Here is a 24,770-nt window from a genome sequence, read left to right on the forward strand (position 1 = left end):
AGGTTAAACTTATGGTTAGTTCAGTCGATATTAAAAATAACGTAGATAATAAGCCCATTATTCGCCGAGTGGCTTCAGCATCCGCAATTGGTACTGCCGCTGAGTATTATGATTTTTTTGCATACGGGACAGCAGCTGTACTCTTTTTTGGTCATCTATTTTTCCCTAGTGATGATCCGTTAATAAGTACTCTCGCTGCTTTTGCAACCTATGCTGTTGGTTTCCTCGCAAGACCATTAGGAGGAATTGTATTTGGCCATATTGGTGATAAGGTAGGGCGTAAAAAAGCACTGGTTATTACCATATTAATCGTTGGTTTAGGGACTTTCTGTATCGGGTTATTACCTACATATGAAAAAATAGGGGTATGGGCTCCAGCTTTACTTATTTTTATTCGTGTGTTGCAGGGCTTTGGAGTTGGAGGAGAACAAGCCGGTGCAGTACTGATGACTGCTGAATATTCTGAACCCAAACATCGTGGATTTTTTTCCAGTTGGGTTCAAATCGGTGCCCCGGTTGGTTTCCTTCTGCCGTTAGCACTGTTTGCATTGTTAAACGCCACACTTTCTCCAGAGGCCATGATGGATTATGGGTGGCGTATTCCATTCCTATTGAGTCTGTTACTGGTTATTGTTGGGCTGTTTATCCGCTTAAAAATTGATGAGTCACCGGTCTTTGCTCAGATTAGGGAGACAAAAGCAGAAGAATCACGTCCATTAGTTGAAGTTATCCGTGATTTTCCTGGTATTGTTGTCAAGGGGGTGTGTGCAAAACTGATTGAAGCTTGCACATTTGCAATGTTCACCGTGATTGTTTTGGCTTACGGTAAGGCGAACAATCTTGATGCAAATATTTTGATGGAGACAATGATCGTTGCGGTGATAATAGAAATCATTGCAATACCGTTGATGGGATCGCTATGTGATAAGATTGGACGTAAACCAGTCTATATTATCGGCGCATTGCTGCAGGTCGTTATGATTATTCCTTTCTTCCTTGCTATTAATCAGGATAATTTTTGGCTTACACAAATAGTAATGATCCTGGTGCTGAGTATTGGGCATAGTATGTGTTATGCACCTCAGGCTTCTTATTTCCCGGAGCTTTTCCCAACTCATATTCGCTGTAGCGGGATAGCATTAATTTGGCAACTTGGGTCACTAATAGGTAGTGGGATTCTTGGCTTAGTAGCAGTAAAAATTCTGCAAGTAACAGGTGGGCATTACTACGGACTAGCCACTTATGTGATTGTACTTGGAGTTATCTCAATTATTGGTTTGTTGATGATGCCGGAAACGGCTCCGCAAAGACTTAAGCGTGAATACCAGCAGTGGCAGAAACATTAATATCTTTTGGCGGCAGTATGCCGCCACATTCACCGCGCTTGGTATATAACTCAATAAATGATGTCATACCAATCATAAAAAGCTTAATGCAAATCAAAACATACAACCCTGCAGGCGTTACTCTGAGACAGTCCTGATTTCATTGATAAGTAGGTCATACCATGCAAAACAAGCTGTTAGCGGCAAAGGCTGCGCTTCCTGACTACGATCGTACTACTCTGATCCCGCGTATTGTTCATCTGGGATTTGGCGCGTTTCATCGCGCACATCAGGGTGTTTATGCTGACATCCTGGCTGCAGAACACGGCAGTGACTGGGGCTATTGCGAAGTGAATCTGATTGGTGGTGAGCAGCAGATTGCCGATCTGAAACAGCAAGATAATTTGTATACCGTTGCGGAGATGTCTGCGGATGCGTGGACTGCCAGAGTCGTTGGTGTGGTGAAAAACGCGCTGCATGCGCAGGTAGATGGTCTGGAAAGCGTACTGGCTGCGATGTGTGAACCGCAGGTGGCGATCGTTTCTCTCACCATCACCGAGAAAGGATATTGCCACTCTCCGGCGACGGGTCAACTGATGTTAGACAACCCCATGATTGCCGCCGATCTGCAAAATCCAAAACAACCAAAAACTGCGCCAGGCGTGGTGGTTGAAGCCCTGGCGCGTCGCAAAGCTGCGGGATTAGCCGCATTTACCGTGATGTCCTGCGACAACATGCCTGAAAACGGCCACGTTATGCGCAATGTCGTCACCGCGTATGCCCGGGCGGTAGATGCTGAACTGGCTACGTGGATCGAACAGCATGTGACGTTCCCCTCTACAATGGTAGACCGCATTGTTCCTGCGGTTACTCCGGATACGCTGGACAAAATTGAACACATCACCGGGGTACGCGACCCGGCAGGCGTAGCCTGTGAACCGTTCCGTCAGTGGGTAATTGAAGATAACTTTGTCGCCGGTCGTCCGGCATGGGAAAAGGCCGGGGCGGAGCTGGTATCGGATGTGATTCCGTTTGAAGAGATGAAACTGCGTATGCTCAACGGCAGTCACTCTTTCCTTGCCTATCTTGGTTATCTGGCGGGTTATCAGCATATCAACGACTGCATGGAGGATGAAAATTATCGTCTTGCCGCGCGAGCGTTGATGTTGCAGGAACAGGCGCCGACGCTGAAAGTGAAAGGGGTGGATCTGCAACACTATGCCGATCTGCTCATTGAGCGCTACAGCAACCCGGCACTGCGTCACCGTACCTGGCAGATTGCGATGGACGGCAGCCAAAAACTGCCGCAGCGTATGCTCGATTCAATTCGTTGGCACATTGCGCATGGCAGCCATTTTGCGCTGCTGGCACTGGGCGTAGCCGCCTGGATGCGCTATGTCGGCGGTGTGGATGAACACGGTCAGGCGATTGAAATCAGCGATCCGCTGTTGCCAGTGATCCAGACTGCGGTCCGCAGTAGTCACGAGGGGGAAGCGCGCGTTCAGGCGTTACTGGCGATTGATGCCATTTTTGGTCGCGAATTACCGCAGGTAGAACTGTTCAAAAGCCAGGTCACAGAAGCCTATCTTACTTTACTGGCTGAAGGGGCAAAGGCAACGGTTGCGAAGTATGCTGCAAAACTAAAGTAACCAAGGGCATCATTTATGTCGCCATCTGGCTTTAAACGGGCCAGATGGCGCAGTGTTTTCTGGCATTCACACCAATTAGTTCATGCCCAAACGAATCAACTCGAGTGGGGCATATTTGCCTTCACACCCTTCGATTGCCACTGTTTTGCCACGGCGAATTTGCTCAGCGGTCAGGCCATCGGTATCTATCGCTGTAATGCGGCCTGTGAGTCCGGTGTTGCTAATCATGACGCGACTGCCAGTGGTGATTGCGTTACGGTTACGATCGTATGTTTTCATGGTGTTTTCTCCTTTCCAACTCACCGTCAAAGCCCGTGGGCTTTTAGTCCCACGTAACGGGCGCAATATAAATACGCTTCTCGTTAATGATTTTTTTTGTTTTCGATCAAAGTCACAGCTTTTTTTAGGCAGATGTGCAGGAGAGGGGAAAACGTTGAAAAACTCACCCCGCAGAGAGGTGAGCGTCATATTAATCTTCGCTGAACCAGTCGCTATTTTCCTGGCGAATAAGCTGAACAGACTCACCGATTTCCTGAAGGTGCAGCATCATTGCACGCTCGACGCCGTCACCATCATGTTTTTCAAGTGCGGCAAAGATATCGTGATGCTGGCGCAGCAGCATTTCAGGAGGAGAAATGTGATCCAGGCTCATATAGCGAACGCGGTCAATGGTGGCCTTTATATTCTCGACGGTGTCCCAGGCGAGCTGGCACTCGGCGATTAAAGCCAGTTTCTGATGAAACTCATCGTCAAGCTGGAAGAAATCATTAATTTGTTTTCGGTCAATCGCGATACGCTGCTGATGCAGATTCTGTTCGAGCTGATAGCACTGTTTATCGGTGATCAGGGCTGCGGCGCGGCGGACCACGGCACATTCAATCGCCTGGCGAACAAAACAGCCATTTTGCACCTGCGACAGCGAAATTTTGTTCACGTAGCTGCCACGCTGCGGACGGATCTGAATCAGGCCGTTCTCTGCCAGTTTGATGAATGCCTCTCGTACCGGCTGGCGTGACACATTAAAGCGTACAGAAACTTCTTTCTCCGACAGCGGCGTACCAGGCGCAATCAGACAGTGCACGATATCACGACGAAGAATACGGTAAATCTGCTGATTTACAGGCTGTGTAGGGTTGAGCTGCGTTTCTACGGTCATTCATTCTTACTTTTTAGAGAGTTAACCCAGATATTTTATCACTTATTTCAGGCTATCTATACCCGGCGCAAGGCCGGGCAGAGAAATTAGCTCCGATGGATACTCAGCCCGGCAAAAGACTGTGTGACAGGCATCATTTCAAGGGTGTTAATGTTGACATGAGCGGGTAACGAAGCCACCCACCATACCGCTTCTGTAACATCTTGTGGGGTCAGCGCGGTGGTATTTTCGTAAGTTTTTTCAGCCTTGGCATCATCGCCTTTGAAACGCACGTTAGAGAATTCCGTACCGCCAACCAGACCCGGCTCAATGTCGGTAACACGAATCGCTGTCCCGTGTAAGTCAGTACGTAAGTTGAGGCTAAACTGACGGACAAACGCTTTGGTCGCGCCATAAACGTTACCGCCGGCGTATGGCCAGCTACCCGCGGTAGAGCCGATATTGATAATATGTCCGCGATTGCGCTCAACCATACCAGGCAGCACGGCACGGGTCATATAAACCAGGCCTTTGTTGTTGGTATCGATCATGTTTTCCCAGTCTTCAATGCTGGCCTTGTGGGCAGGTTCGAGGCCCAGCGCCAGACCTGCGTTGTTGACCAGAACATCAATATCGCGCCATTCAGCAGGTAAGGACGCCAGCATCTCTTCAATCGATGCGCGATTACGTACGTCCAGTTGCGCGGTATAGAGGCGGTCACCCAGCTCATCTTTGAGTTCCTGCAGGCGCTCCTGGCGGCGTCCGGTGGCAATAACTTTATGCCCATTCTCAATAAAACGACGCGTAATGCACTCACCAAAACCTGCGGTTGCTCCGGTTACTAAAACGATCATCTCACTGTTCCTCAACGCTTTTTATGTAGTACTACCATAGCACGTCATTTCCGGTCAGAGCTATTCCTGGTTAACAGGATTGCGGTCGATTCCCGGGAAGTCTACTCTGGTAAACAAATCGTTTTCAGGAGTGAAAGATGTCGTTAACGAATCCTTTTTTACACCACAGTACATTGCCGTATCAGGCACCGCAGTTTGATCAAATTGACGTGCAGCATTATCGTCCGGCGTTTGATGAGGGCGTGCGGCAAAAACGCGAGGAGATCGCGGCAATTGTACAAAACCCACAGGACCCGGATTTTGCTAACACGTTGCTGGCGCTTGAACAAAGCGGCGCGCTGCTCACGCGCGTAACCAGCGTTTTCTTTGCGATGACGGCGGCGCACACTAACGATGAACTACAACGCCTTGACGAAGCGTTCTCAGCAGAGCTGGCGGGACTTGCCAATGATATCTATCTTGATGGCGCGCTTTTCGCCCGCGTCGATGCAGTCTGGCAACGACGTCATACCTTAGGTTTGGATTGCGAATCAGTGCGTCTGGTGGAGGTTGTCCACCAGCGTTTTGTACTGGCAGGCGCTCGCCTCAATGAGGCCGACAAAGCACGCCTCAAAGCGCTCAACACCGAGTCAGCCACGCTGACCAGTCAGTTTAATCAGCGTCTGCTGGCGGCGAACAAGTCCGGTGCTTTGGTGGTGGATGATGTCCGGCGGCTTGACGGACTTAGCGCCGAAGAAATTGCTGTTGCCGCTGAGGCTGCAAAAGAAAAGGGGCTTGAATCACGTTGGGTTATTCCGTTATTGAATACCACTCAACAACCGGCGCTTGCCGTGTTACGCGATCGCCAGATCCGTGAAGACCTGTTTACCCAGGCATGGACGCGGGCCGAACACGATGACGATAACGATACCCGGGCTATTATTCAGCGTCTGGTCGACATCCGCATGCAACAGGCAAAATTACTCGGTTTTGCCAATTATGCGGCCTGGAAAATCGCCGACCAGATGGCTAAAACGCCTGAGGCGGCACTTTTGTTTATGCGGGCGATCGTTCCGGCCGCGCGCCAGCGTGCGTTGGATGAACAGGCTGAAATCCAGAAAGTCATCGATCAAGAGCAGGGGCAGTTTAGCGTCAGGGCCTGGGACTGGGCATTTTATGCTGAGCAGGTCCGCCGCGAGAAATACGCCCTTGATGAGGCACAGCTTAAACCTTACTTTGCTCTGGATACGGTGTTGAACGAGGGCGTTTTCTGGACGGCCAATCAGCTCTTTGGTGTCAAATTCGTTGAGCGATTCGACATTCCGGTTTATCACCCGGATGTTCGGGTATGGGAAATTTTCGACCACGATGGCGTAGGACTGGCGTTGTTTTATGGTGATTTCTTCGCCCGTGAATCAAAAAGCGGCGGGGCATGGATGGGCAATTTTGTTGAGCAATCGGAGCTTAACGAAACCCGACCCGTTATTTACAATGTCTGTAATTATCAAAAACCCGTAACGGGTAAGCCGGCGTTACTGCTGTGGGATGATGTCATTACGTTATTTCATGAGTTTGGCCACACGTTACACGGTCTGTTTGCCACTCAGCGTTATGCCACGCTTTCAGGCACTAACACTCCGCGTGATTTTGTCGAGTTTCCTTCGCAGATTAACGAACACTGGGCGAGCCATCCGCAGGTTTTTGCCCGATTTGCCCGTCATGTCGAAACCGGGGAGCCAATGCCGCAGACGTTGCGGGATAAAATGCAGCGGGCCAGCTTGTTTAATAAAGGCTACGATATGACCGAACTGCTCAGTGCCGCATTGTTGGACATGCGTTGGCACAGTCTGGAGACGAAGGCGTCATCTTATTCAGTTGATCAATTCGAGCAGCAGGCGCTGGCGGCAGAAGATCTGGATCTTCAGGCCGTGCCGCCACGTTATCGTAGCAGTTATTTTGCCCATATCTTCGGCGGCGGCTATGCTGCGGGTTATTACGCTTATTTATGGACGCAAATGTTGGCTGATGACGGCTATCAGTGGTTTGTAGATCAGGGTGGATTAACCCGCGAAAACGGGCAGAAATTCCGCGAAGCGATTTTGTCCCGCGGGAACAGCACTGATTTAGCTGAACTTTATCGCCAGTGGAGCGGGCGCGATCCCCGCATGGAGCCGATGCTGGAACATCGTGGTTTGAGCGCGTAAGGCACTGTCAGTAAAAAAATTGAGCCGGGCGTGATGCCCGGTCTTATCTTACTGTTCATTATTGCACCTGATAAGATTTATTCTCAAAATAAAAAAATTACATAAATTTTCTTTTTTATCGTTAAGATGATTGCATCAGAAACGTTCGAACAGGGAGGAAGATCGTGATGATGAGAAATACGATGGAAATAGATGCAATTTTGATCGAGTTGAACAAGTCAATTGATGCCCACTATAAATGGCTGGTGAATATGTTCCGTTGCGCAGTAACCTCGAATGCTACGCAACCAGATATCATGGGTGACAACGCGCATTTTGTTTGCCAATTTGGACAGTGGCTTAATAATCAATCGCTGCGCAATGAAGATGATTGTAGCTATGTGAATAAGATAAATACTGTTCATGAAAAAATGCATTTATCAGGCAAGGATTTGCTATTGGCAATACTGGAGAAACGGAGTTATCCATGGCATTTCACCAAATTCGAGGACGCGTTACTGGCATTTACGTCTGCTGTAATGGACTATAAAATATATTTGCTGAGTATCCGGAGCAATATCGACATATTAACAGGCTTACCGGGCAGAAGAATGCTCGATGAGTCTTTTGACCAACAGTTAATCGATGCCGAACCGCTTAACCTTTATATATTGCTGCTGGATATCGACCGTTTTAAACACGTTAATGATACGTATGGCCATCTTGTGGGGGACGTAGTATTACGCGCTCTGGCAGCAAATTTTCTGGCATGGACGCGATATGATGAACAAGCTTACCGCTACGGTGGCGAAGAGTTCATTATCATCATCCGAACGAAAACTGATGAGCAGGCCCGCCAGGCTGGGTTGCGATTGTGTCAGCTTGTTGGCCAGCAAAAAATCCCTTACGCAGATGGAGAGATCGCTATCACCGTAACGGGCGGTATCACCAGAGCTCAGCGGGATGAGAAATTAGATACCGCTCTTGGACGGGCTGACAGAGCGATGTACCAGGGAAAACAGAGCGGCAGAAATCGCTGTATGTTTATGGATGAACGCGAGCAGATCACCCTGGTTAACGCCAGTGATGGACTTTCGTTCCACCTCAGCGCGTGAGATTCACCTAAGCTGTTTTGCGTTAGTTACGTTTCGTTTAGCTTTCATTGGGGTTGCCGATGATAGGTTAGCCAGATATCCGTTATCTTCGCAGGGAATTGCCAGATAGCGTATAAAGCAAAACACAAATCTATCCATGCAAGCATTTACCGCTGGTTTATCCGGCGGTTTTTTTTATTGCTGGCCAGGGAAAAGGTGCAGGAAAGGCGATTCTGGTAAAAAAATGGCCCCTTGTGCAGTGACGCTACAAGGGGCCGGTTCGGTGCAGGACTATCGTCGTTCATCAATCATCCCATCTGTGGCTAAAATACGCGGCCAGGAAACCGGAAAATAAAATAATTCCCAGAACAGCCATAAAAATATTCATATTACCCAGCATAGTAAATGCTCCTTTATCTGTGAGTTTCCTCTCTTACCTTAAGTTCACCTCGCTTATGACTATAGTAGCAATTGCAACTTAAACAAAGGCTGAACTGTATGATTATTTCGTCTGAAATGTAAAAAATTGACGCGATTTTGTCGGGAAAAATAAATAATAGTGACAAGGCGCGCTTATCCTGGGGGAATTAATCACGATTTTATGCTGAGTGCCAAAGTCATTGTTATACGAACCCCATGCAAATTGTTGCACGGTTATAATGCAACGCTGTCTCATGGTGGTTCAATTTTCCTGGCGATCCGCCTTATTGGCGAAATATTTTCATCCAGCCACTGAACTGTACTACTCTAATGCTTTGATTTTATATGGTGTTTTAATATCTGGCATCGTTTTTGCCTTATCACTTCTGAATCCCCTTAATTTGCACCGTTTTGTCTGCCCGGCTGCACCGGAGCTTTCAGCGAATCTAATTTCAGGAGTGAAACTATGCAGCGTCGTACAATTTTAAAAGCTTTTGCGTTATCGGCCTCCGTTATGGCAATGGGCATGAGTTTTAGCGTCCAGGCGGCTGACACTATTAAAGTGGGCATCATGCATTCGTTATCCGGAACGATGGCGATTTCCGAAACGCCGTTGAAAGATGTGGCGTTGATGACTATTGATGAAATCAATGCGCAGGGCGGCGTGTTGGGCAAAAAGCTGGAGCCGGTGGTGGTTGATCCAGCCTCGAACTGGCCTTTATTTGCTGAAAAAGCTCGACAGTTGCTGAGTCAGGACAAAGTAGCGGCGGTGTTCGGGTGCTGGACATCGGTTTCGCGTAAATCGGTGTTACCGGTATTCGAGGAATTAAATGGTTTACTGTTTTATCCGGTGCAGTATGAAGGCGAGGAAATGTCGCCTAACGTCTTTTATACCGGCGCGGCGCCTAATCAGCAGGCGATCCCGGCTGTTGAGTATCTGATGAGTGAGGACGGCGGCAGTGCGAAACGCTTCTTCCTGCTGGGGACTGATTATGTTTATCCGCGCACGACTAATAAAATTCTCCGTGCCTTTTTGCATTCGAAAGGTGTTGCCGATAAAGACATCGAAGAGGTGTATACCCCGTTTGGACACAGTGATTATCAGACCATTGTCGCCAGCATTAAAAAATTCGCCGCAGGGGGAAAAACGGCGGTGGTCTCAACCATCAACGGTGATTCTAATGTTCCATTCTATAAAGAGTTAGCGAACCAGGGGCTGAAAGCCACCGATGTTCCGGTGGTGGCCTTCTCCGTAGGTGAGGAAGAATTGCGCGGTATTGATACGAAACCGTTGGTAGGTAACCTTGCCGCCTGGAACTACTTTGAGTCCGTGGATAATGCGGCTAACAAGAAGTTTGTCGCGGATTACCGGGCGTATGCCAAAGCGCACAAATTACCGAATGCGGATTCGGTTGTGACAAACGACCCAATGGAAGCCACATGGGTTGGTCTGCATATGTGGGCACAGGCAGTAGAAAAAGCCGGAACTACCGATGTGGATAAAGTCCGTGCTGCAATGGCAGGGCAATCATTCGCCGCACCATCTGGCTTTACCCTCACGATGGATGCCACCAACCATCATCTGCACAAACCCGTCATGATTGGCGAGATTGAAAGCAACGGTCAGTTTAACGTGGTGTGGCAAACCGATGAGCCGGTCCGCGCCCAGCCGTGGAGCCCGTATATCGCCGGCAATGATAAAAAATCTGAACAACCCGTAAAAACCGCCAGCAACTGATCTTATGCCCTCCTGCGGGAGGGCAACGCTTAGGAGAATGCTCATGAAAGTCATGCGCTTTATTCGTGGTGTGATGTTGCTGACGTGGTTTTTGCCGTGGATAGCGCAGGCATCAGATGCCGATACTTTTACCGCTGCCAACCGGGGGCAGCAGGCCACCTTGCTTGAACAATGGGCGATGAATCCCGACCTTCAGCGCTTACCCGTGCTTAAGGCGCTGCGAGATGAAAACCTGCTGACCGATAATGCGAAAAATGCGTTTTTCATGGATGGTTCGCGAGTACAACCGCTGGGGACGGCGGCAGCGCCAGACGGCGAGCTAAAAAAAGTCCGTCTGACTAACCGACTGCGCAATCTGGTCGCCGGAACGCTGTCTTCGCATCAGCTTTTAAGTGACAGTGTCACAGTTAGGGCTGATGCCGCACGCATATTACAGCGTGAGGCGATGCCTGGCATGCTGCCATTTTTACAACAACGACTGGCGCAGGAATCGGATGCTGACGTGAAATCTGCACTGGTTATTGCGCTGGCTAACCTGCAACTGACCAGTGCATCACCAGAGGTCAGGCGGCAGGCAATTGAATTGTTGGGGGCGTCAAACGACCCTGAAACCCAGGCGAAATTACAACCTTTCACCCGTGCAGAGCATGAACCTGATGCCCGCGTTCGCGCTGCCGCCGACGAAAGTCTGAATTCCATCGCACACCGCATGAAGGTTGGCGAGCTTCTTGGACAGGCCTTTATGGGACTGTCTCTGGGCTCGATTTTGCTACTGGCGGCACTGGGTCTGGCGATTACTTACGGGTTACTCGGCGTCATCAATATGGCGCATGGCGAGATGTTAATGCTCGGCGCTTACTGTACCTGGATGGTGCAACAGTTGATGGGGCAGTTTCTCCCGCAATGGTTAGCCTGGTATCCGGTCATTGCGCTTCCGGTCGCCTTTTTACTTACCGCGGCAGTAGGAATGTTGCTGGAGCGCGGCGTGATCCGCCATTTATATGGCCGTCCGCTTGAAACACTGCTGGCGACATGGGGGATCAGTCTGATGCTAATCCAGTTGGTGCGAATGACCTTTGGCGCGCAGAACCTCGAAGTCGCCAATCCGACATGGCTTTCCGGGGGAATTCAGGTCTATGCCAATCTGATTTTGCCGTGGAACCGAATTGTGGTGCTTGGCTTTGCCATGCTGGTGCTGTTCTTCACCTGGCTATTGTTGAATAAAACCCGTCTGGGGCTGCGTGTGCGCGCGGTGACGCAAAACCGCAATATGGCGGCCTGCTGCGGCGTGCCTACCGGGCGAGTCGATATGCTGGCCTTTGGACTGGGTTCAGGCATTGCCGGGCTGGGTGGCGTGGCGCTGTCGCAGCTGGGTAACGTGGGGCCGGAGCTGGGGCAAAGTTACATTATTGATTCGTTTCTGGTGGTGGTGCTTGGCGGCGTTGGACAACTCGCCGGGAGTGTGGCAGCGGCTTTTGGTCTCGGGATCTTCAATAAAATTCTTGAGCCTCAGGTGGGGGCTGTTCTCGGCAAAATTATGATCCTCGTGCTGATCATTCTGTTTATCCAGAAACGACCTCAGGGACTTTTCGCATTGAAAGGGAGGGTTATTGACTAATGACTATGCCAATGACATTAACGCTGGCACGAAAAGCGCCGCGCGTGACGCGCATCCTGGGGCTTTTTTTGCTGCTGGCGCTCATTATTCTGCCATTTCTGGCGCTACTCCCCGCGGATCATCCGCTGGCAATCTCCGTCTGGACGCTGACGCTGGCCGGGAAAATCCTGTGTTATGCCATTGTGGCGGTGGCACTGGATCTGGTGTGGGGCTATGCCGGAATGCTTTCACTGGGTCATGGCATTTTCTTTGCGCTGGGGGGATATGCGATGGGGATGTACCTGATGCGTCAGGCCTCCGGCGAAGGACTACCGGCTTTTATGTCGTTTCTGTCGTGGACCGAACTGCCCTGGTTTTGGTGGGGAACGCAACATTTTATCTGGGCTATGCTGCTGGTTGTGCTGGTGCCCGGCCTGCTGGCGCTGGTGTTTGGCTGGTTTGCCTTTCGCTCAAAAATCAAGGGCGTCTATTTCTCTATCATGACTCAGGCCCTGACTTTCGCAGGCATGTTGCTGTTTTTCCGTAACGAAACCGGGTTTGGTGGAAATAACGGTTTCACCGGATTTACCACTATTCTGGGGTTCCCCGTGACCGCGACCTCAACCCGTATCGCGCTGTTTCTGGCGACGGTGATGCTACTGGTGCTGGCGTTGTGGCTGGGACTGGCGCTGGCGCGCAGTAAGTTTGGTCGTATCCTGACCGCCGTGCGCGATGCCGAGAATCGGCTGATGTTCTGTGGCTATGATCCGAAAGGTTTCAAGCTGCTGGTGTGGACGCTTTCCGCTGTGTTGTGCGGGCTGGCTGGTGCGCTGTATGTTCCGCAGGTGGGCATCATTAACCCCAGCGAAATGTCACCGACCAACTCGATTGAAGCGGCGATTTGGGTCGCCCTCGGCGGTCGCGGAACCCTGATTGGCCCGGTTTTTGGCGCTGTGTTGGTGAACGGCGCTAAAAGTCTGTTTACGGTGATCATGCCCGAATACTGGCAACTGTTTCTTGGCCTGATTTTTATTGGCGTTACGCTGTTTTTACCCCGTGGCGTGATTGGTCTGTTTCGCAAAGGAGACAAATAATGCAGCCAGATGAAGGTCTTTTTACCCGACAGTTGCCAGGGGACAGATTTCGCAATCAAACCGACCCGGTGTTACAACTGGAAAAAATCAACGTGAACTTTGATGGGTTTCAGGCGCTAACGGATCTCACGCTCAATATTGGCGTAGGGGAACTGCGCTGCATTATTGGTCCTAATGGCGCCGGAAAAACGACGTTGATGGATGTCATTACCGGCAAAACCAGACCGCAAAGCGGTCGTGCGATTTACGATCAGTCTATTGATTTAATGACGTTTGATTCTATTGCCATTGCGCGCCAGGGGATTGGACGAAAATTTCAGAAGCCCACGGTATTTGAAGCGCTAACGGTGGCGGAGAATCTGGAGCTGGCACTGAAAAATGATAAATCCGTTTGGGGTTCTTTACGGGCTCGCCTTTCGGGTGAACAACGGGATCGCATTGATGAAATGCTGGCGCTGTTACGTCTGGGCAACGATCGCGAACGCCGTGCCGGGCTGCTTTCGCACGGACAAAAACAGTTTCTTGAGATCGGCATGCTGCTGGTCCAGGAGCCGCATTTACTACTGATTGATGAGCCGGCTGCAGGGATGACCGATGCGGAGACGGAATACACCGCGGAGCTGTTTCGCCAGCTTGCCGGAAAGCACTCGCTGATGGTTGTTGAGCATGACATGGGATTTGTCGAGACGATTGCTGACCATGTCACGGTGCTGCATCAGGGGCGAGTACTGGCCGAAGGGAGCCTGCGCGATGTGCAGGCCAATGAGCAGGTTATTGAAGTTTATCTTGGACGGTAAGGAGGGCTGATGCTACAGGTTAATGAACTGAATCAATATTATGGCGGCAGCCATATTCTGCGTGGCGTGAGCTTTGAAGCGCGTATCGGCGAAGTGACGTGTCTGCTGGGGCGTAACGGCGTAGGAAAAACAACGCTACTAAAATGCCTGATGGGACTTATTCCTGCCCGCAGTGGAAGCGTGCTCTGGCAGGAAAAAAATGTCACGCACTGGAAGCCACATCAACGGGTCAGAGCCGGTGTGGCGTACGTGCCGCAGGGCCGCGATATTTTTCCGCGTCTGACAGTGGAAGAGAACCTGTTGCTGGGCCTTTCCCGCTTTTCAGCACAGGACGCCCGGCGCGTGCCGGATGATATTTACGCGCTATTTCCAGTGCTACAGGAGATGAAGTATCGACGGGGCGGAGATTTGTCCGGCGGACAGCAGCAGCAACTGGCTATTGGACGGGCGCTGGCCAGTCGCCCGCAGTTGTTGATCCTTGATGAGCCGACCGAGGGGATCCAGCCGTCAGTAATTAAAGAGATTGGTCAGGTTATTTCTCAACTGGCGCACCGGGGCGATATGGCCATTTTGCTGGTGGAACAGTTCTATGATTTTGCGCAGCAGTTGGCTGACAAATACCTGCTTATGTCGCGCGGAAGTATTATTCAAAGCGGTTTCGGCGAGAATATGGAATCCGAGGGAGTACGAGGGCTGGTGGCCATTTGAGATACGCGACAGAACCACTCTGGCTCTGTCGCGATGACAATCAGCAGACTACCGTCTGATCCCAGGGTTTGGCGCGCATACCCTTTATCATTAACGCCCAGGCAAGGACAATCGCCACGATCAGCGCCACAAACAGCGACCACGGCGGTAATGTGGTCAAAATAACGCCACTGACCAATGGGTTTACCGCGGCGCCAAGCCAGCCCAGCGACTGGGCGGAAAAATAGCTGGCTTTCATTCCAGCCGGGGCGATGTTATCGATCAGCATGTATTCGCCTGGGGCGTAAATGACCTCGCCGATCGTGAAAAGGGCAGCAGAAATACCCCAGAACCACAGGCTGTTGCCGGAAAACATGAAGCCAACCAGACCGAGCACAAAGAAGATTGTGCCTACTGTCATCAGCGGTCGAATATTAGCTGCAGTGATCCTGCGTCCGAGGGCATATTGCAGCGATACCACAATGGCGGCATTGACGGGCAGAACGACCGCTACCACTTTTTCGGCAAAATCACCGTTGGCGACCACCATCACGTATTGCGAAATACAGGAAGCAAATGCGCCGCCAACAAATGACGCCAGAAATGCCGACAACGTGAACCAACACAATGCTCTGTCGCGCAGGAGCACCGAGGGTGACCAAACCGCGGCGTTTGAACTTTCTGATGCTGCATTGGAACGTTTTACCCACGTCTGGATAAACACCAGTGGTAAAGCCGAGCAGGCGGCCGCCAGCCAGAACGGTAAGTTAATACTTTGCATCACCAGTAGCGTGCCCAGCGGGGGGCCAACGGTCCAGCCGATGTTCAGCACGGTATAGTTAAGCGAGAAAATTTTCGTTTTGTTGGTGGCAGAGAGATTATCGGCAAACCAGGCTTTCAGCACCGTTGCGAAGACGGAGTAGGCGCAGTTGATCAGGGCGAAGAGCAGTACCACCACCACCACGTTATGCACCAGTGGGATCGCAATAAAACCAGAGGCAAAACCGCAGATAGCCAGCAGCATGTAGCGTTTTTTATCGAACTTGTCGGCCAGAATACCAAAGCCAAGGCTGAAAACGACGCCAATAGTCAGGGCGACCGTCATCGCATAACCGATCAGATCGACGCTCAGGTTATACTGCCGACTGAGGTAAATCGTCATAAATGGCAGCGTAGCGCCACGCCCAATGGTTAATAACAAAGATGATGCAAGTAACGCGAGAGTGGACCGTCTCAGAGAGATATTCATTTTCCTGCCCGACAATGCATGTTGTTATGTTTTTTTTAGATATCAGAAACAAATAGCATGGTAAAAGTGTGATGTACACTCAATAAGTTGTCGGAAAATGCCCTCAACAGCCTACCTGAATTAATGATCTGTTCCGGTACAACGATTTCCGTTACCTTAACTTGTTTACAAAAATTTAATATTTGCAAGGGCGGTGGTATGTCACGTAAAGACGGGTTGTTAGCGTTGCTGGTCGTCGTCGTTTGGGGCCTGAACTTTGTCGTCATTAAAGTGGGTCTGCACAATATGCCGCCATTGATGCTGGCAGGATTGCGTTTTTTACTGGTGGCGTTTCCGGCGATGTTCTTTATTGCCCGCCCGAAAATCCCGCTTTCGCTGTTACTTGGTTATGGCCTGACTATCAGTTTTGGGCAGTTCGCGTTTCTCTTTAGCGCCATCAAATTCGGTATGCCTGCCGGATTAGCTTCTCTGGTATTACAGGCTCAGGCATTTTTCACCATCATCCTGGGGGCATTCGCTTTTGGCGAGCGTTTGCACGGGAAACAGCTGGTAGGGATTGCGCTGGCCGTGTTTGGCGTACTGGTACTGATTGAAGCCAGTCTGAACGGACAGCATGTCGGCATGCTCGGTTTTATGCTGACGCTGGCGGCAGCGCTAAGCTGGGCCTGCGGCAATATCTTTAACAAAAAAATAATGCAGCATACGGCGCGTCCGGCGGTGATGTCGCTGGTCGTGTGGAGCGCCTTAATTCCCATTATTCCGTTCTTTTTGGCATCCGCACTGCTTGATGGTCCGACACAAATTGTGCAGAGTCTGGTGGCGATAGATATGACCACCATTTTGTCACTGGTTTATCTGGCGTTTGTGGCGACCATTGTGGGTTACGGCATCTGGGGGTCTTTGCTCGGACGTTATGAAACCTGGCGGGTAGCGCCGCTGTCGCTGTTAGTGCCCGTTGTCGGTCTGGCAAGTGCGGTGGTGCTGCTGGATGAAACGCTCACGGGTTTGCAACTGCTGGGTGCGCTGCTGATTATGGCTGGGCTGTATATTAATGTGTTTGGCTTTCGTTTGCGCAAGATAGCGCAGGTGAGAGGGTAATAAAAAGCCCCGCGCAAAGGCGCAATACCGTTCAGTTAAGAATGTATGGTGAACATGTGATTCTTAATCAGGGTTCCGTTCACCTTATGTTCATCTTTTCTCTGAAACACCGATTCCTGTGAACGTGTAAAGGGCGTTCTCCGCCACGCCCTTTACCATCCCGGCTCCCGGCGGGAAAATTGTTGCTGTGCAATACCCTCCGCTTATTCCTTCAGGCTATCGGGCCGGGCGCGAGGTAGCGTCCCTGCAAAGCGCGCCCTGAGCCAGCATCCATGCTGGCTCTCCCGGCCTTACGGAAACACGTCGGCAATTTTCAGCCGGACCTGCCCACACCTGACCTCCTGCACTTTTATTTGAATATATTTGAACAGCAAAAAAGATTTAGCTGGAAGTCAGAGCGTTGAAGCGATGGCCCCGACCCGACAGGCAGACGGCATAAGACGAATGACAAAATTGCCGGGAGCAATTTTGAACAGCGCTTGCGCTGGCCCCGAAGGGGTGAGCCCCAGGGATGGGGCGAATAATCGCGAAGCGACGATTTTCCCGCCGGGAGCCTGGGATGCAAGGGAGGTGGCGGTGAGCCTCCCTTGCACGTTCACGGGTATCAGCGCTTCAGAGCAATGACATCAGTGAGGTGAACGGAATCCTTTCTCTGGGATGGCGCCAACACAGGTTGATACTTCCTGAAACTTAAGCGTTAACTGAACGGCCTTGCGCGCAAAGGCGGGGCAAAAACGAATTACAGGTTGCGCGTATTGTAATAAGGCACACCCAATTCGTCGGACTTATCGCTGCCGGCACCCATATGATTAAAATCGAACGGGGACTGATCGTGCGCAGGGGGCATAATCATCGCGTCACGGCTGTTCTGGGTGGCTGGTTGCGCGGTCTGTTCCGCCATGCTCTGGCCCGAAACAATCAACAGCAGGGCCAGCATCGCATAAGACAGAATTTTCATCATTTCCTCGGTTACGTCGTTTGGCGATTAGCAATTACACTGATTGAGCGGAAGCAAATAGCGTGACTCGCCGTGCATATTGGTCATACGGTATTTATGCGGCGGAACATCAAAATAGTTTTTGAACGTTCTGGTCAGGGTTTGCTGAGACTCAAAGCCGTAACGTTCCGCCAGGTAAAGAATCGGCTCGTTACTTTCTTTTAATTTTTGCGCTATTTCAGTCATTTTACGGCTGCGGATGTATTGACCCAGTGAATGACCGGTTTCTTTTTTAAACATCCGTTGCAGGTGCCATTTGGAGTAACCTGAACGCTCAGACACTTTTTCCAGCGAGAGCGGCGATTCAAGGTTATTTTCGATCCAGTCCAAAATGCTATGAATAGTGATTGTGTCAGTATTGCGTCTGGACATCGTCATACCTCTTTTCTGTTTACGGCAGAATTCTCTTAAGCAAATGCTCAAGCGTGGCTACTTCATCCGCCGTTAAGTTTTTTGTTAGTTCCTGGTGCAGGTCTTGCCCGACTAATTGGTGACACTGCTCGCAAATTGCTGCGCCATGCTCGGTGAGTTTCACCAGCACGCCACGCTTATCGTGTGGATTCGGAAGCCTTTCTATCCAGCCTTTACAGGCCAGTCTGTCCAGCATCCGCGTCAGGGCGCCAAGATCGACAGACAGCACTTTTTTCAATTCGACAGGGGTGATGCACACCGCGCAACGGATGGAGCAGAGCACTTTGAACTGTGATGCCGTGATATCCAGCGGTGACAGATAGTCGTTTAGCAAACGATCTTTTTTCTGATTAACCATGTAGATCAAACGCCCCAGTGGGATGATTTCGTTAAACAGATCACTGGTGCTTTTCACAATGGTTGCCCTGGCAAGTAGTTAGTCACGGCTGATATTATTGCTTAGGCAAATATAAGTCAAATAAATGGGGCGGAAAATGCCACGTTTTGCTAAATCAGCAGGCTCCTCAACAGACGTATATAATTTTAACAGTTTGATAATTATGGTTTATAGGTGCAGGTGAAAAATGAATCCTTACACCGTGAAAATGGCTTATCTCTCGGGTTTCACCTTATACTTGCCGTTGACGATTAACGCACAGGAAAGATGACATTATGATGGACTTGTTTAAAGCAATAGGACTGGGGCTGGTAGTCCTGTTACCGTTGGCAAACCCGTTAACCACCGTGGCGTTGTTCCTTGGCCTTGCCGGTAACATGAATAGCGCGGAGCGTAACCGTCAGTCTCTGATGGCGTCTGTGTATGTGTTTGCCATCATGATGGTGGCGTACTATGCCGGACAACTGGTGATGAATACCTTCGGGATTTCAATCCCCGGATTACGAATTGCGGGTGGGTTAATCGTTGCGTTTATCGGTTTTCGGATGTTGTTTCCACAACAAAAGGCGCATGAGTCTCCTGAGGCGAAAAGCAAGTCAGAGGAGCTGGAAGATGAACCGACTGCCAATATTGCATTTGTACCGCTGGCAATGCCAAGCACCGCCGGTCCGGGCACGATAGCAATGATCATCAGCTCGGCGTCAACCGTCCGTCATGGCTCCGAATTTCCTGATTGGGTAATTATGGTTGCGCCGCCGATAATTTTTGCAGTTGTCGGCGTTATCCTGTGGGGGTGTTTACGCAGTTCTGGTGGGATTATGCGCCTGGTAGGCAAAGGCGGCATAGAAGCTATTTCGCGTCTGATGGGCTTCCTGCTGGTGTGTATGGGCGTGCAGTTTATTATTAACGGCGTGCTGGAAATTATTAAAACTTACGCTTAAAAAAACGGGCCCGGTATTGTTTTACCAGGCCCGTTTTTTATGAATGTTGAGGCCGCTCTTCGAACGATACTGGCCATTTACGAAAGATAATCACCGACCATACCAACGCGACAACGGCAGGCACTGCGCCTGTATAACCAATCGTTGACATCGACCAGTGCAAACTCACCTGATTTCCCACCAGCGCGCCAGCGCCAATGCCGATATTAAAGATACCGGAGAACAGCGCCATTGCGACATCGGTGGCATCCGGGGCCAGCGCCAGCACTTTTACCTGCATGCCAAGGCCGATCAACATAATCGCGATGCCCCAGAAAATACTCAGGATGGCGAGGTGCATTTCGCTGTCAGCGGCTGGTAACAGCAGCACCAGACACAGCGTCAGCAGGGCAATGGCGCTACTGATAAGCATGGACGCATGAAGGTTACCCAGTTTGCCAAATATCACACTACCAATAATACCCGCGCCGCCCAGAATCAGTAGCAGCACGGTAGCAAAGTTGGCACTCAGTCCGGCGACGGTCTGTACAAACGGTTCAATGTAGCTATAAGCCGTGTAGTGGGCGGTGACCACAATCACCGTCAGCACATACAGACTCATCAATGCCGGACGGTGGAATAACACCGGCAAACTTTTAAGTGAACCGGAGTGTTCGCTGGGCAATTTAGGCAGTAACTTAATCAGGCAGAGCAGGGTGACTAACGCCCCCATGCCGATGGCAAAGAACGTGGTGCGCCAGCCAAAATACTGACCGACGATACGCCCGATAGGCAGACCCAGCACCATTGCCAGCGCGGTGCCGGTAGCAATCAGGCTAAGCGCCTGCGCGCGTTTTCCTGCCGGGGCCAGACGAATTGCCAGCGATGCAGTAATGGACCAGAAAATAGCGTGCGCAAAGGCGATACCAATGCGGCTAATCACCAGCACGGTGAAATTCCAGGCCAGGAAAGAGAGTACATGGCTGGCGATGAACACGACAAACAGACAGATCAGGAGCTTGCGTCGTTCCACCTGGCTGGTGAGCAGCATGAAGGGAAGCGACATTAAGGCAACAACCCAGGCGTAGATCGTCAGCATGATCCCGACCTGAGCGGTCTGCATATTAAAACTTTGTGCAATGTCGGACAGCAAACCGACAGGGACAAACTCTGTGGTATTGAAAATAAAACCGGCAATGGCGAGCGTAACTACACGTAGCCACGCCACTTTGCGGGAAACAGTGTCTGTTGTCATAGTGAATCAGTGGATTAGCTGCGAAAAGGTAAGATCGCGATCTTAAAACGTTTGCTGGTGAAAATACAATCATTTCGTGATGCGGATCTCATTTTTACAGCTGCGGGTTCAATACCTCAATAAAGGCTTCCAGTTGCCTCGTCATCGCCCCCCTTCGCCAGACCAGCCACGTATTCAGCCAGCGCCAGTTTTCGCTCAATGGCCAGGCGTTGACCTGATGGTGTCCGGGCATACTCTCCAGCATCGAACGTGGAATCAGCGCGATACCCGCACCGGCAATAACGCAGGCCAGCATCCCATGGTATGACTCCATTTCATGAATGGTACCCGGCATGGCGCGATCGGCATGAAACCAGCTTTCAAAATGTCGGCGGTAGGAACAGTTGGCGCGAAACGCATAAATACTGCAGCCGTTGACGTCGCTGGCCCGCTGGATGGGAGGGTGACCGTGCGGGGTGACAATCATCATCTCTTCACGATAGACCGGAATACCCTCAAGTCCGGGGTGGGTAATAGGGCCATCGGCAAAGGCAGCGTTCAGCGTGCCGTCGAGCACGCCGTCCAGCATGGTGCCAGAGGGACCTGTCGCCAGTGCAAACTGAATTTTCGGGTACCGTTGGTTATATTCAGCCAGCGTTGCAGGAATACGCACCGCGGCGGTGCTTTCCAGCGATCCGAGCGAAAACAAGCCCTGCGGTTCATCCCCGGCGACCACCATTCTCGCTTCCTCAACCAGCGCCAGGATCCGCTGACTGTAGCGTAAAAAGTTGTGCCCGGAGGGGGAAAGCCGCAGGCGCTGGTTTTCACGAATAAACAGATCGACGCCAAGATCGGCCTCAAGTTGGCGTATACGGGTAGTGAGATTGGACGGCACGCGGTGCACCTTCGCTGCGGCCTGCGTAATGCTGCCGGTCTCCGCGACGGCATTGAACATTTCCAGTTGCGTCAGATCCATAATATTCTCTAATCGTGAATGGTGTGGTTAATATTATTCATTTTTCAGAAAGAGTAAATATGCTCATGATATAACCATACCCTGCGATAAAGAGAGGCATCTATGACTATCACAGCAGCAACACATGCTATTTCGGTTGATCCTACCAGCGGTGAAAGACTGACGGCGATGCCGTGGGCCAGCACTGAAGAGATTGCTCAGGCACTGAGTCTTGCAGCAAGTGGCTACAGTGAATGGAAACAGACTACCGTCGCGCACCGCGCGCATACGCTGCGTCATATCGGCCAGGCCCTGCGTAATCGCGCGGAAGAGATGGCGCAGTGTATTTCACGTGAAATGGGTAAACCCATCAAACAGGCCCGGGGTGAAGTCGCCAAGTCAGCCGCGTTGTGTGACTGGTACGCCGAACATGGACCCGCGATGCTGAACCCGGAGCCCACGCTGGTGGAAAATAACCAGGCGGTGATTGAGTATCGCCCGCTTGGAACTATTCTGGCGATCATGCCGTGGAATTTCCCGCTGTGGCAGGTACTGCGTGGCGCCATTCCGATTCTGCTGGCCGGAAATGGCTATTTGTTAAAGCATGCGCCTAACGTAACCGGCTGTGCTGCGATTATCGCACAGGTTTTTGCTGATGCAGGCGTACCAGCCGGTGTTTACGGTTGGGTCAATGCCGATAACGCCGGAGTCAGTCAGATGATTAACGACCCGCGCATCGCGGCAGTCACGGTAACGGGGAGCGTACGCGCCGGTGCGGCGATTGGTGCTCAGGCGGGGGCGGCGCTGAAAAAATGCGTACTTGAACTGGGTGGTTCCGATCCGTTTATTGTCCTGAATGATGCCGATCTCGATCTGGCCGTTAAAGCGGCAGTCGCCGGACGTTATCAGAATACCGGGCAGGTTTGTGCGGCAGCAAAACGCTTTATTATCGAAGAAGGGATTGCAGAAGAATTTACTGCGCGTTTTGTGGCGGCCGCGAGCACGCTCAAAATGGGCGATCCGTTAAACGAAGAAAACGACCTTGGACCGATGGCGCGATTTGATCTGCGTGATGAGTTACATCAGCAGGTTGAAGCATCCCTGGCCGAAGGGGCGAAGTTACTTCTTGGCGGTGAAAAAATAGCAGGTCAGGGCAATTACTATGCCGTGACGGTACTGGGCGGCGTAACGCCAGAAATGACGGCTTTCCGTCAGGAGCTGTTTGGTCCGGTTGCGGCGATCACCGTTGCCAGGAATGCGGAACATGCTCTGGCGCTGGCGAATGACAGTGATTTTGGATTATCCGCCACGGTGTTCACTGCGGATGACGCGCTGGCCCAGAAGATGGCCTCTCGTCTGGAGTGTGGAGGCGTATTCATCAATGGTTACAGCGCCAGCGATGCCCGTGTAGCGTTTGGCGGCGTGAAGAAAAGTGGTTTTGGTCGCGAGCTTTCGCATTTTGGCCTGCATGAATTTTGTAATGTGCAGACCGTCTGGAAAAACCGCCTCTGAAGGTGAGGGTGCCTCCGTCGGGGGCACCTGTCTGGTCTCGGCATATTTTTGTCATTGACTCTTCGTCCGCTGACACCTAATGGTCTGACGCAGCGTATTGAGCTCTGTTATACTCGCAGGCCTTTCATACCTGCGAGCAAGGAGCATGTTGTGGCCAGGGCCATGGACAATTCAATTTTAGAGACCATTGTACAGCAGGTTCGTCCGCTGATTGGTCAGGGTAAGGTCGCTGATTATATTCCTGCGTTAGCCTCTGTCGACGGTTCAAAACTGGGCATCGCCATCTGTACCGTCGATGGGCAGCACTATCAGGCAGGGGATGCACAAGAACGCTTTTCTATTCAGTCGATTTCGAAGGTATTAAGCCTGGTCGTGGCGATGCGTCACTATCAGGAAGAGGAGATCTGGCAACGCGTTGGCAAAGATCCGTCCGGTCATCCTTTTAATTCCCTGGTGCAGTTGGAACTGGAGCAGGGTATCCCGCGTAATCCCTTTATTAACGCCGGGGCGCTGGTGGTTTGCGACATGCTGCAAGGGCGTCTGAGCGCACCACGTCAACGGATGCTGGAAGTGGTCCGGGCATTAAGCGGCGTCCCGGATATCGCCTACGATGCGACGGTGGCGCGATCAGAGTTTGAGCATTCCGCACGTAACGCGGCTATTGCCTGGTTGATGAAATCGTTCGGCAATTTTAACCATGACGTGACCACTGTTTTGCAAAACTATTTTCACTACTGCGCATTGAAAATGAGCTGTGTGGAACTGGCGCGAACCTTCGTATTTCTGGCGAATCAGGGCCATGCCTTCCATCTTGAGGAGCCCGTAGTGACGCCGATGCAGGCCCGACAAATCAACGCGCTGATGGCGACCAGTGGGATGTATCAGAACGCAGGGGAATTTGCCTGGCGGGTTGGGTTGCCGGCAAAATCTGGTGTGGGTGGCGGTATCGTGGCCATCGTTCCGCACGAGATGGCGATTGCTGTCTGGAGTCCGGAACTGGACCCAGCGGGAAATTCACTGGCGGGTATCGCCGCGCTGGAGCAACTAACGCAACAAATGGGGCGTTCGGTTTACTGATGAATACGCTCGATCCTCTTTTTGCCCGGCTGGCAAAATCGACGTTTCGCTCGCGGTTTCGCCTCGGCCAGAAAGAAAGGCAGTATTGTCTGGATAAAGGCGCGCCGGTTATTGAACAACATGCAGCCGATTTTATTGCCAAACGGCTGGCTCCCGCTTTTCCCGCTAATGATGGGAAACAGACGCCAATGCGTGGTCACCCGGTATTCATCGCGCAGCACGCGACGGCGACCTGCTGTCGGGGGTGCCTGGCAAAATGGCATGACATTCCTCAGGGTGTGGCACTAAACGAACAACAGCAACGTTACGTTGTCACGGTTATATATCACTGGTTAGTGATTCAAATGAACAAGCCATAGATAATATTA

25 protein-coding genes are annotated in these 24,770 nt (G+C 51.2%); 14 read left to right on the plus strand and 11 right to left on the minus strand.

From position 1 onward, the window contains the following. The first annotated feature begins 11 nt into the window (after positions 1-11). Both FOB24_RS13045 and FOB24_RS13050 read left to right on the plus strand, forming a co-directional pair. Positions 12-1,346 (plus strand): MFS transporter, encoded by a 1,335-nt coding sequence (locus FOB24_RS13045; protein WP_150345012.1) that lies wholly within the window; start codon positions 12-14, stop codon positions 1,344-1,346. Positions 1,347-1,507: 161 nt separating this feature from the next. Then, positions 1,508-2,974, plus strand: a complete 1,467-nt coding sequence (locus FOB24_RS13050; RefSeq protein ID WP_150345013.1) for a mannitol dehydrogenase family protein — start codon at positions 1,508-1,510, stop codon at positions 2,972-2,974. A gap of 75 nt (positions 2,975-3,049) precedes the next feature. On the opposite strand, the gene ydfZ is transcribed toward FOB24_RS13050, so the two are convergent. From ydfZ to ydfG, 3 genes are all read right to left on the minus strand, one after another. Beyond that, a complete protein-coding gene (gene ydfZ / locus FOB24_RS13055) occupies positions 3,050-3,253 on the minus strand; it encodes a putative selenium delivery protein YdfZ (protein WP_038640526.1) in 204 nt (67 codons plus the stop codon). A 190-nt stretch (positions 3,254-3,443) separates the two neighbouring features. Then, positions 3,444-4,130, minus strand: coding sequence for a GntR family transcriptional regulator (locus FOB24_RS13060; RefSeq protein WP_085048244.1), 687 nt, complete (start codon positions 4,128-4,130; stop codon positions 3,444-3,446). 86 nt (positions 4,131-4,216) lie between these two features. Further along, the gene (ydfG, locus tag FOB24_RS13065; protein ID WP_038640530.1) at positions 4,217-4,963 is read right to left on the minus strand and encodes a bifunctional NADP-dependent 3-hydroxy acid dehydrogenase/3-hydroxypropionate dehydrogenase YdfG; all 747 of its coding nucleotides are present in this window, start codon (positions 4,961-4,963) and stop codon (positions 4,217-4,219) included. A 137-nt stretch (positions 4,964-5,100) separates the two neighbouring features. On the opposite strand from ydfG, the gene dcp reads away from it, so the two are divergent. Beyond that, a complete protein-coding gene (dcp, locus tag FOB24_RS13070) occupies positions 5,101-7,146 on the plus strand; it encodes a peptidyl-dipeptidase Dcp (RefSeq protein WP_150345014.1) in 2,046 nt (681 codons plus the stop codon). A gap of 167 nt (positions 7,147-7,313) precedes the next feature. Further along, positions 7,314-8,240 carry a diguanylate cyclase gene (locus FOB24_RS13075; protein ID WP_087856385.1) on the plus strand — a complete coding sequence of 309 codons (927 nt, stop codon included), beginning with the start codon at positions 7,314-7,316 and terminating at the stop codon, positions 8,238-8,240. Between the two features lie 146 nt (positions 8,241-8,386). Here FOB24_RS13075 and FOB24_RS24710 read toward each other — a convergent pair whose 3' ends face one another. Together FOB24_RS24710 and mgtS are read right to left on the minus strand one after the other, a co-directional pair. Continuing rightward, the gene (locus FOB24_RS24710; protein WP_422679458.1) at positions 8,387-8,524 is read right to left on the minus strand and encodes a hypothetical protein; all 138 of its coding nucleotides are present in this window, start codon (positions 8,522-8,524) and stop codon (positions 8,387-8,389) included. Further along, positions 8,524-8,619 (minus strand): protein MgtS, encoded by a 96-nt coding sequence (gene mgtS / locus FOB24_RS13085; protein WP_003032406.1) that lies wholly within the window; start codon positions 8,617-8,619, stop codon positions 8,524-8,526. Before mgtS ends, FOB24_RS24710 begins: the two co-directional genes overlap by 1 nt. A 486-nt stretch (positions 8,620-9,105) precedes the next feature. Here mgtS and urtA point away from each other — a divergent pair, with 486 nt between their 5' ends. From urtA to urtE, 5 genes are read left to right on the plus strand one after another with little or no spacing between them, the layout of a single operon-like run. Next, on the plus strand, positions 9,106-10,377 hold the full coding sequence (gene urtA / locus FOB24_RS13090; protein WP_038640537.1) for an urea ABC transporter substrate-binding protein: 1,272 nt from the start codon (positions 9,106-9,108) through the stop codon (positions 10,375-10,377). A 43-nt stretch (positions 10,378-10,420) separates the two neighbouring features. Beyond that, positions 10,421-11,995, plus strand: coding sequence for an urea ABC transporter permease subunit UrtB (gene urtB, locus FOB24_RS13095; protein ID WP_150345015.1), 1,575 nt, complete (start codon positions 10,421-10,423; stop codon positions 11,993-11,995). Beyond that, on the plus strand, positions 11,995-13,068 hold the full coding sequence (gene urtC, locus FOB24_RS13100) for an urea ABC transporter permease subunit UrtC (RefSeq protein WP_006684597.1): 1,074 nt from the start codon (positions 11,995-11,997) through the stop codon (positions 13,066-13,068). The genes urtB and urtC overlap by 1 nt, the downstream gene beginning before the upstream one ends. Continuing rightward, positions 13,068-13,865 carry an urea ABC transporter ATP-binding protein UrtD gene (gene urtD, locus FOB24_RS13105; RefSeq protein WP_150345016.1) on the plus strand — a complete coding sequence of 266 codons (798 nt, stop codon included), beginning with the start codon at positions 13,068-13,070 and terminating at the stop codon, positions 13,863-13,865. The genes urtC and urtD overlap by 1 nt, the downstream gene beginning before the upstream one ends. 9 nt (positions 13,866-13,874) lie before the next feature. Further along, entirely contained in the window at positions 13,875-14,573 is a 699-nt protein-coding gene (gene urtE, locus FOB24_RS13110; RefSeq protein WP_121529040.1) for an urea ABC transporter ATP-binding subunit UrtE, read from the plus strand. A 40-nt stretch (positions 14,574-14,613) separates the two neighbouring features. Here the strand turns inward: urtE and ydeE are convergent, their stop codons facing one another. Next, complete coding sequence (gene ydeE / locus FOB24_RS13115) at positions 14,614-15,801, minus strand: efflux MFS transporter YdeE (RefSeq protein WP_137347267.1); 1,188 nt, start codon at positions 15,799-15,801, stop codon at positions 14,614-14,616. A gap of 198 nt (positions 15,802-15,999) precedes the next feature. Between ydeE and eamA the strand changes: the two genes are divergently transcribed. After that, positions 16,000-16,899: an O-acetylserine/cysteine exporter gene (eamA, locus tag FOB24_RS13120; protein WP_150345017.1), complete on the plus strand. Its 900-nt coding sequence runs from the start codon at positions 16,000-16,002 to the stop codon at positions 16,897-16,899. Positions 16,900-17,638: 739 nt separating this feature from the next. Here the strand turns inward: eamA and marB are convergent. The 3 genes from marB to marR are packed head-to-tail and all read right to left on the minus strand — an operon-like array spanning position 17,639 to position 18,722. Next, entirely contained in the window at positions 17,639-17,857 is a 219-nt protein-coding gene (gene marB / locus FOB24_RS13130) for a multiple antibiotic resistance protein MarB (RefSeq protein WP_069325030.1), read from the minus strand. A gap of 27 nt (positions 17,858-17,884) precedes the next feature. Beyond that, positions 17,885-18,268 (minus strand): MDR efflux pump AcrAB transcriptional activator MarA, encoded by a 384-nt coding sequence (marA, locus tag FOB24_RS13135; RefSeq protein WP_003032424.1) that lies wholly within the window; start codon positions 18,266-18,268, stop codon positions 17,885-17,887. Positions 18,269-18,287: 19 nt separating this feature from the next. Next, positions 18,288-18,722: a multiple antibiotic resistance transcriptional regulator MarR gene (gene marR, locus FOB24_RS13140; protein ID WP_042308445.1), complete on the minus strand. Its 435-nt coding sequence runs from the start codon at positions 18,720-18,722 to the stop codon at positions 18,288-18,290. Positions 18,723-18,979: 257 nt separating this feature from the next. Here marR and FOB24_RS13145 point away from each other — a divergent pair, with 257 nt between their 5' ends. After that, positions 18,980-19,645, plus strand: a complete 666-nt coding sequence (locus FOB24_RS13145; RefSeq protein ID WP_061381352.1) for a MarC family NAAT transporter — start codon at positions 18,980-18,982, stop codon at positions 19,643-19,645. Between the two features lie 37 nt (positions 19,646-19,682). On the opposite strand, the gene FOB24_RS13150 is transcribed toward FOB24_RS13145, so the two are convergent. Together FOB24_RS13150 and ptrR are read right to left on the minus strand one after the other, a co-directional pair. Further along, entirely contained in the window at positions 19,683-20,879 is a 1,197-nt protein-coding gene (locus tag FOB24_RS13150) for a sugar transporter (RefSeq protein ID WP_150345019.1), read from the minus strand. 94 nt (positions 20,880-20,973) lie between these two features. Further along, a complete protein-coding gene (gene ptrR / locus FOB24_RS13155; protein WP_038640556.1) occupies positions 20,974-21,834 on the minus strand; it encodes a putrescine utilization regulator PtrR in 861 nt (286 codons plus the stop codon). Positions 21,835-21,936: 102 nt separating this feature from the next. Between ptrR and sad the strand changes: the two genes are divergently transcribed. From sad to FOB24_RS13170, 3 genes are all read left to right on the plus strand, one after another. Then, positions 21,937-23,325 (plus strand): succinate-semialdehyde dehydrogenase, encoded by a 1,389-nt coding sequence (gene sad, locus FOB24_RS13160; protein ID WP_150345020.1) that lies wholly within the window; start codon positions 21,937-21,939, stop codon positions 23,323-23,325. 150 nt (positions 23,326-23,475) lie between these two features. Continuing rightward, on the plus strand, positions 23,476-24,402 hold the full coding sequence (gene glsB, locus FOB24_RS13165; RefSeq protein ID WP_038640560.1) for a glutaminase B: 927 nt from the start codon (positions 23,476-23,478) through the stop codon (positions 24,400-24,402). Beyond that, on the plus strand, positions 24,402-24,761 hold the full coding sequence (locus tag FOB24_RS13170; protein WP_038640562.1) for a DUF4186 domain-containing protein: 360 nt from the start codon (positions 24,402-24,404) through the stop codon (positions 24,759-24,761). The genes glsB and FOB24_RS13170 overlap by 1 nt, the downstream gene beginning before the upstream one ends. The last annotated feature ends 9 nt before the right edge of the window (positions 24,762-24,770 follow it).

It is taken from the genome of Citrobacter werkmanii (assembly GCF_008693645.1).
Classification (GTDB): domain Bacteria; phylum Pseudomonadota; class Gammaproteobacteria; order Enterobacterales; family Enterobacteriaceae; genus Citrobacter; species Citrobacter werkmanii.

Coding starts and splice junctions, on each gene's coding strand:
- ydfG (WP_038640530.1), bottom strand. CDS start 4,963: ATGATCGTTTTAGTAACCGGAGCAACCGCAGGTTTTGGTGAGTGCATT.
- eamA (WP_150345017.1), top strand. CDS start 16,000: ATGTCACGTAAAGACGGGTTGTTAGCGTTGCTGGTCGTCGTCGTTTGG.
- urtA (WP_038640537.1), top strand. CDS start 9,106: ATGCAGCGTCGTACAATTTTAAAAGCTTTTGCGTTATCGGCCTCCGTT.
- FOB24_RS24710 (WP_422679458.1), bottom strand. CDS start 8,524: ATGAACGACGATAGTCCTGCACCGAACCGGCCCCTTGTAGCGTCACTG.
- FOB24_RS13060 (WP_085048244.1), bottom strand. CDS start 4,130: ATGACCGTAGAAACGCAGCTCAACCCTACACAGCCTGTAAATCAGCAG.
- FOB24_RS13150 (WP_150345019.1), bottom strand. CDS start 20,879: ATGACAACAGACACTGTTTCCCGCAAAGTGGCGTGGCTACGTGTAGTT.
- FOB24_RS13145 (WP_061381352.1), top strand. CDS start 18,980: ATGATGGACTTGTTTAAAGCAATAGGACTGGGGCTGGTAGTCCTGTTA.
- urtD (WP_150345016.1), top strand. CDS start 13,068: ATGCAGCCAGATGAAGGTCTTTTTACCCGACAGTTGCCAGGGGACAGA.
- urtE (WP_121529040.1), top strand. CDS start 13,875: ATGCTACAGGTTAATGAACTGAATCAATATTATGGCGGCAGCCATATT.
- FOB24_RS13075 (WP_087856385.1), top strand. CDS start 7,314: ATGATGAGAAATACGATGGAAATAGATGCAATTTTGATCGAGTTGAAC.
- urtC (WP_006684597.1), top strand. CDS start 11,995: ATGACTATGCCAATGACATTAACGCTGGCACGAAAAGCGCCGCGCGTG.
- FOB24_RS13050 (WP_150345013.1), top strand. CDS start 1,508: ATGCAAAACAAGCTGTTAGCGGCAAAGGCTGCGCTTCCTGACTACGAT.
- dcp (WP_150345014.1), top strand. CDS start 5,101: ATGTCGTTAACGAATCCTTTTTTACACCACAGTACATTGCCGTATCAG.
- ydfZ (WP_038640526.1), bottom strand. CDS start 3,253: ATGAAAACATACGATCGTAACCGTAACGCAATCACCACTGGCAGTCGC.
- ptrR (WP_038640556.1), bottom strand. CDS start 21,834: ATGGATCTGACGCAACTGGAAATGTTCAATGCCGTCGCGGAGACCGGC.
- sad (WP_150345020.1), top strand. CDS start 21,937: ATGACTATCACAGCAGCAACACATGCTATTTCGGTTGATCCTACCAGC.
- marA (WP_003032424.1), bottom strand. CDS start 18,268: ATGTCCAGACGCAATACTGACACAATCACTATTCATAGCATTTTGGAC.
- FOB24_RS13170 (WP_038640562.1), top strand. CDS start 24,402: ATGAATACGCTCGATCCTCTTTTTGCCCGGCTGGCAAAATCGACGTTT.
- ydeE (WP_137347267.1), bottom strand. CDS start 15,801: ATGAATATCTCTCTGAGACGGTCCACTCTCGCGTTACTTGCATCATCT.
- marB (WP_069325030.1), bottom strand. CDS start 17,857: ATGAAAATTCTGTCTTATGCGATGCTGGCCCTGCTGTTGATTGTTTCG.
- FOB24_RS13045 (WP_150345012.1), top strand. CDS start 12: ATGGTTAGTTCAGTCGATATTAAAAATAACGTAGATAATAAGCCCATT.
- mgtS (WP_003032406.1), bottom strand. CDS start 8,619: ATGCTGGGTAATATGAATATTTTTATGGCTGTTCTGGGAATTATTTTA.
- urtB (WP_150345015.1), top strand. CDS start 10,421: ATGAAAGTCATGCGCTTTATTCGTGGTGTGATGTTGCTGACGTGGTTT.